Source organism: Vibrio sp. 10N.222.47.A9, assembly GCF_963872585.1.
Taxonomy (GTDB): domain Bacteria; phylum Pseudomonadota; class Gammaproteobacteria; order Enterobacterales; family Vibrionaceae; genus Vibrio; species Vibrio splendidus.
In genome coordinates this window covers 68,016-74,802 of sequence record NZ_CAWNBB010000051.1, presented here as the reverse complement: position 1 = coordinate 74,802, position 6,787 = coordinate 68,016, and the positions used below count along the sequence as shown (strand labels likewise).

Genomic DNA, 6,787 nt, shown 5'->3' with positions numbered 1-6,787 from the left:
CAACTCTTCTTCATAGAATCACTCCTCAAACAAAATCACTCAAAACAACCTTTCTACTATTTTTAAAAACCCAAAACCACTCCGAAGTTATCTTAATTAATTTCCCCCCCCTTCAAAAAATAAAAACTTTAAGGTAGTATAATATTCAGTTAGTCATGTTGATTTTTCTAACATCAACTTTCCAACAGAAACCATCTAGTCACTCTAAAGTCACAAAACCAGAAAACCACACAAAAACCACAATAAACCAACCAAAAACCAACCATAACACACCAAAAAAACCTCCGAGATATGATATATTTCTCACCACATACCAACAGAAAAAATCAACGCGAGTAAAAATGATTCATAAACGCTACCAGGAATTAATAAGAAATTCGACGATAGAAGACCTAAGAAAATATATAACCATTATCGAAACTAGACGAAATAACAATAGAAAAACAAAAGACTTAAATGATCGTAACAAAACCCAACTAGAGTTCTTATTAAAAGAATACATTTGTGAGAATTTAAATATAGATAGGGAGATTTTAGACTCTGGAAATTTAAACAAAGAAGAATTAGAATTGCTGGGTAATTTTATTGATGATATTTTTTCACTTTCTAAAAATATAAAGAATGAACTTGATGATTATATTGGCTGGTTACATGAACAACCTAGAGCCATTTACTTTTTCCTTGTAATGATTCATGCAATATATAAAAATGATTTTACTAATATTTGTTACCCTGTAATAAAATTATCTTTTGAAGAACCTAAAGATAATTTAAATACCGACATAACAAAAAGAGAACTTATAAAACCTATAAAAGAGCTAGAAGATATATTAAGTGAGGTCAATCATCTTAAGCCTTTAACAAAAATATGCCCAAACAAAAGCACCTCAACTTACAAAAGAATAATAAGCACTCTAGATTTCATCGTCACATCAATCAGCTCAAGAAAACGCGAGAGAACATATGAACTACTTCAAGATTTAGAAGAAATTTATACTATGATTTTTCATAGAATAAATACGAATAAAAATATTTTTAAAACAAGTAATAGCGATTTAATAGAATGGTATTACCGTAGCCTAACCAAGGAATTCCCAAAAGTAGCTCTCTCCTTAACAGAGAACACCGATAAAAAAAAGCAATCCATTTTATGTATCTTTGATGTGCTTTGCGCTACTACGGAACCAGAGGAATTTACAAAACTGGAAGAAACACTAACCGAAAAATTTAATAGAAAAAAAAGAGTGTTCAATAACAAGGGGAATAAAATTAGTAAAGAAGAGAGAACGCTAACATTTAGTGAAGATGATTGGTCTAAGCTTACCAAAATTGCAGGAGACCAGTCTAAAAACCAAATCAAGGTGAAGCTAAAAGAGATGATCGATTTAGAGCTAGGAAAGAGTCAAGAAAAAGGCTAATGCGTATTCCTTTCAAAGGGAGAATGGCGACCTTCTCCCCTTTAACTGACACAGTTATACAACCTCAGGAAATTGAAAAACGTTACAATCGCCACTTACAATAACATCCAATTCATTAGCCCAGCGCTGTAACCACTCCCGACACTCAGCTTCATAGCGATGCAAATTATATGTTCCCTCGATGCCTTTAACACTATGCCCTAATACTGCTTCTGCAACTCCCGTAGGGCATCCCATACGTGCTAATTCCGTTCGTACTGTTCGTCGTAGATCGTGAGGAGTCCAAAGCGGAATATCAATCATTAACCCGTCTTTGCGCATTCGCCATGTGTACTGACTTAGTTGCTTTTGTACCACGTGTGAGCGCCCTTTTGAGGAAGAGAAAACATAGATAGACTGAGGGTATGATTTTACCTCTCGCCATTTACGCAACCACTGCACTGTTTGAGAAGGCAGCTGAACATAACGAGAGTTACCATTTTTTGTTTCTGTTAAATAAATGGTGTTCTTATCAAAATCAATCTGCTGCCACTCTAAGGAGCAAATCTCTCCAGTACGACAGCCAGTCCATAGCGTCATACGGAGAATGCCTCTTATGTTTTTAGAAAAACTCGAATTCGGCAGCCACTTGATAAATCTAGATAATTCAGAATGGTCTAACACTCTCTTACCTTTATTATTAGTCAGCTTAACCTTACTCTTCTTAAACTTATTTATAGCCAACAGCGCTGGATTGACAAAGTTTTCAGGGAGATAATCCATACCAATAGCATACTCATAGGCACTGGATAGCTCTCGTAATACAGAGCCTGCTTGTACTGACGCCCCTCTATCAATGATACCTTGAATTAAATGTGTGATATCACTTTTTCCGACTTCCATAACCGATCTGTTCCCAAGTATATTGACAATATCAACATACAAGGTTCGTCTAACTTCTTTTTGTCCTTTTGCCTTACGAGCTCCTGCGATCACTCCACCAGAAGAAGTAAATCTGTCTTGAATATAATTTTCTAAGTAATGATCGATCACATCTTTAATGGTGATGCTATTAACACGCTCAGCCTTTACTAACTTCCGCCGCTCTTGTTCTTGTCTTTCTAAGTCAGCCTTTGGACATATTCCTCGATCTCTTATAGCCTTCATTTCTCGAAGCTTAATGCGAGCTTGCTCAAGTGACATATCGGGGAAGGTACCTAGCTTAATCTGTACAAGTTTACCACCTGACTCTGGGCTTCTATAACGATAGGTAAAAGTTTTCCTGCCCGTCTTTCCACAGGCTATTCTTAGCCCTCGGTTTTCTCCAGTATCAGACAAGACACCTTTCTTAGCCGTTAGCGCCTCAAGTGTCTTATTCGTTATAGATTTGATATTCTTCTTCTCAGCCATTTATCGGGGTCCCTTATCGCAATATTGTGCGGCGATTGTATTATCTAGTATAGGAAATAAAAAAACTATACTTTTACCTACACTAATGATCGCGCTGCAATGAAATCCTTTGATACTTAGTGGGACTTGTTGAAGATCCCGACAATTCATAACTTATTGATTTATGGTACCTAAATGCCAAAAAAAGCCACTAAAAACAACACCACAAAAGCATCACATACTCCTATGATGCAGCAGTACCTAAAACTAAAAGCAGAAAATCCAGAAATTTTGCTGTTCTACCGCATGGGAGATTTCTACGAGCTTTTCTACGATGACGCTAAGAAAGCCTCTCAACTCCTCGATATTTCGCTAACCAAGCGTGGCTCTTCAAACGGTGAGCCTATTCCTATGGCGGGCGTTCCATACCACGCCGTGGAAGGTTACCTTGCGAAGTTAGTGCAGTTGGGCGAGTCCGTAGCGATTTGTGAGCAGATTGGTAATCCAGCAACTTCAAAGGGCCCGGTTGATCGCGCTGTCGTAAGAATTGTGACACCGGGAACTGTAACGGATGAAGCATTGCTTTCTGAGCGTGTTGATAACCTTATAGCCTCCATTTACCACCACAATGGTAAATTTGGCTACGCGACGCTTGATATTACTTCTGGTCGATTCCAACTATGTGAGCCGGAAACCGAAGAAGCAATGGCGGCAGAGCTACAAAGAACGTCACCACGTGAACTGCTATTCCCTGAAGATTTCGAACCTGTAAATTTGATGGCAAGTCGTAATGGCAATCGCCGTCGCCCCGTATGGGAATTTGAATTAGATACAGCGAAGCAGCAACTGAATCAACAATTTGGTACTCGTGACTTAGTTGGTTTTGGTGTTGAAAGCGCAAAACTAGGTTTATGCGCTGCGGGTTGTCTGATCCAATACGTTAAAGATACGCAACGTACTGCCCTTCCGCATATCCGTTCACTCACAATGGATAAGCAAGATCATTCTGTGATCCTTGATGCGGCTACTCGCCGTAATTTGGAGATCACCCAAAATCTTAGTGGCGGCACCGATAACACCCTATCCGAAGTACTCGATCATACCGCAACCGCGATGGGTAGCCGCATGCTTAAGCGTTGGTTACATCAACCCATGCGTAATATTTCAGCTCTTGATCAACGCCTAGATGCGATTGGTGAGATGAAAGATCTGGCTCTGTTTACAGAGTTACAACCAACGCTGAAACAGATCGGTGATATCGAGCGTATTCTTGCGCGTCTTGCCCTTCGTTCTGCACGTCCTCGTGATATGGCACGACTTCGCCAAGCGATGGAATACCTACCAGAGCTTGCTGAAACGCTAACGCAACTTAAACACCCATATCTAACTCAGCTTGCTCAGTATGCTTCGCCTGTGGATGAAGTATCTGAACTGCTTGAGCGTGCGATCAAAGAGAACCCACCCGTGGTTATCCGCGATGGTGGTGTGATAGCAGAAGGCTACAACGCCGAGCTAGATGAATGGCGCGACCTTGCTGCAGGTGCAACTGAGTTTCTGGATAAGCTTGAGCAAGAAGAGCGTGAACGTCACGGTATCGACACGCTAAAAGTTGGCTACAACAACGTCCACGGTTTCTTCATTCAGGTAAGCCGCGGACAAAGCCATCTTGTGCCACCACACTATGTTCGCCGCCAAACGCTGAAAAATGCAGAACGTTACATTATTCCTGAGCTGAAAGAGCACGAAGACAAAGTTCTCAGCTCTAAATCGAAAGCCCTAGCTATCGAGAAGAAGTTGTGGGAAGAGTTGTTTGATTTGTTACTGCCTTATCTAGAGCGACTACAAAACATTGCATCTTCAGTGTCTCAGCTTGATGTTCTACAAAACTTAGCTGAACGTGCAGACACCCTTGATTACTGTCGTCCAACAATGACAGAGTCTGCTGGTGTACAAATTCAGGCTGGTCGTCACCCCGTAGTTGAACAAGTGATGGACGAACCCTTTATTGCTAACCCTATCGACCTCAACGATCAACGTAAGATGCTGATCATCACAGGTCCAAACATGGGTGGTAAGTCGACCTACATGCGTCAGACCGCACTCATTGCGCTGATGGCTCATATTGGTTGTTATGTTCCAGCAGAAAGCGCGACGATTGGTTCTATCGACCGTATCTTTACGCGTATTGGTGCATCGGATGATTTAGCTTCGGGTCGTTCAACCTTCATGGTTGAGATGACAGAGACCGCGAATATTCTGCACAACGCAACACCAAATAGCCTAGTGTTAATGGATGAAATCGGTCGTGGTACCAGTACTTACGATGGTTTGTCATTGGCTTGGGCAAGTGCGGAATGGTTAGCCAATCAAATCAATGCGATGACACTGTTTGCAACGCACTACTTTGAGCTAACTGAGCTGCCTAACCAACTTCCAACACTGGCTAACGTGCACCTAGACGCGGTAGAACACGGTGACAGCATTGCCTTTATGCACGCAGTTCAAGAAGGTGCAGCAAGTAAATCTTACGGCCTCGCGGTTGCAGGTTTAGCTGGTGTACCGAAAGCGGTAATCAAAAATGCACGCGCGAAGCTGACTCAGTTAGAAGCATTGAGTATCGACTCTCCGACATCAAAGCCAAGCGGCGTTGATATCGCTAACCAACTGAGCCTGATACCTGAACCGAGTGAAGTAGAACAAGCACTAGCGAATGTTGACCCTGATGATTTAACTCCTCGCCAAGCGTTAGAAGAACTCTATCGTTTGAAGAAGTTGCTTTAGTCTCTTTCCAAGTAGCTTGTTATTATCGCTTGCTATTGTCGTTTTGTACTGTCGCTTAAGTCAGCAACATGAAATACAAAAGCCACAAACAAAAAAACGCTGACTTAAAGTCAGCGTTTTTATTTGTCTTCTATTTAAAGAAACATCATCAGTTCATTTAGTCATTTTCTACGTTGAACAGATTTTCCATATTCAGACCTTGCTTGATAAGAATCTCACGTAGACGGCGAAGACCTTCAACTTGGATTTGACGAACACGTTCGCGAGTCAGGCTAATTTCACGGCCTACTTCTTCTAGTGTTGACGGTTCGTAACCCAGTAGTCCAAAGCGACGTGCAAGCACCTCTTTCTGCTTAGGATTCAGTTCATCAAGCCAGAAAATCAACGAGTTCTTGATATCGCTATCTTGAGTTGAAACCTCAGGATCTGAATTGTTGATGTCTGGAATAATATCCAACAGTGCTTTCTCACCGTCACCACCAATTGGCGTATCAACAGAGCTCACTCTTTCGTTTAGACGAAGCATCTTACTCACATCACCAACAGGCTTATCTAGCTTAGAAGCAATTTCTTCCGCCGTTGGCTCATGATCAAGTTTTTGTGATAGCTCTCTTGCGGTACGCAGATAGATGTTCAGCTCTTTCACAACATGGATTGGCAAACGGATAGTGCGAGTCTGATTCATTAACGCACGTTCAATGGTTTGACGAATCCACCATGTCGCGTAAGTTGAGAAGCGGAAACCACGTTCTGGGTCAAATTTCTCTACGGCGCGAATCAAACCTAGGTTGCCTTCTTCAATAAGATCAAGAAGTGCAAGACCACGGTTACTATAACGACGTGAAATTTTTACCACTAAACGCAGGTTACTTTCGATCATGCGTTTACGTGCTGCTTCATCACCGCGTAGAGCTCGTCGTGCATATAGCACTTCTTCTTCAGCGGTTAGTAGTGGTGAGAAACCGATTTCGCCTAGATAAAGCTGGGTAGCATCTAAACTTTTAGACGTAACTTCAACTTCTTCTTTCGCTTCGGTTTTCTTTTTGACTGTTCGTTTTGCTTTTCCAAGAGCTTCCGGTTCCGTGGTTGCTTGGTTAAAATCGAACTCTTCTTTGGTTACTGTATTGCTTATACTCATAACGCCTCCCCCTGGCGAAATTAGCATGACATCACAACTTGATATGTCGCTAAATGACTATGTCACTCCATACAATACGTAA

The 6,787-nt window shown here is 41.4% G+C and carries 4 protein-coding genes; 2 read left to right on the top strand and 2 right to left on the bottom strand.

Annotated features, from left to right (window positions below; all coding sequences use genetic code 11):
- The first annotated feature begins 155 nt into the window (after positions 1-155).
- Positions 156-1,418, top strand: coding sequence for a hypothetical protein (locus AACT19_RS16600; protein ID WP_083717889.1), 1,263 nt, complete (start codon positions 156-158; stop codon positions 1,416-1,418).
- 54 nt (positions 1,419-1,472) lie between these two features.
- Here AACT19_RS16600 and AACT19_RS16595 read toward each other — a convergent pair whose 3' ends face one another.
- Positions 1,473-2,807, bottom strand: a complete 1,335-nt coding sequence (locus tag AACT19_RS16595) for a tyrosine-type recombinase/integrase (RefSeq protein WP_076647469.1) — start codon at positions 2,805-2,807, stop codon at positions 1,473-1,475.
- Positions 2,808-2,981: 174 nt separating this feature from the next.
- Here AACT19_RS16595 and mutS point away from each other — a divergent pair, with 174 nt between their 5' ends.
- Positions 2,982-5,567, top strand: a complete 2,586-nt coding sequence (gene mutS / locus AACT19_RS16590) for a DNA mismatch repair protein MutS (RefSeq protein ID WP_076647466.1) — start codon at positions 2,982-2,984, stop codon at positions 5,565-5,567.
- Between the two features lie 157 nt (positions 5,568-5,724).
- Here the strand turns inward: mutS and rpoS are convergent, their stop codons facing one another.
- Positions 5,725-6,705: an RNA polymerase sigma factor RpoS gene (gene rpoS / locus AACT19_RS16585; RefSeq protein ID WP_076647463.1), complete on the bottom strand. Its 981-nt coding sequence runs from the start codon at positions 6,703-6,705 to the stop codon at positions 5,725-5,727.
- Between the last annotated feature and the right edge of the window lie 82 nt (positions 6,706-6,787).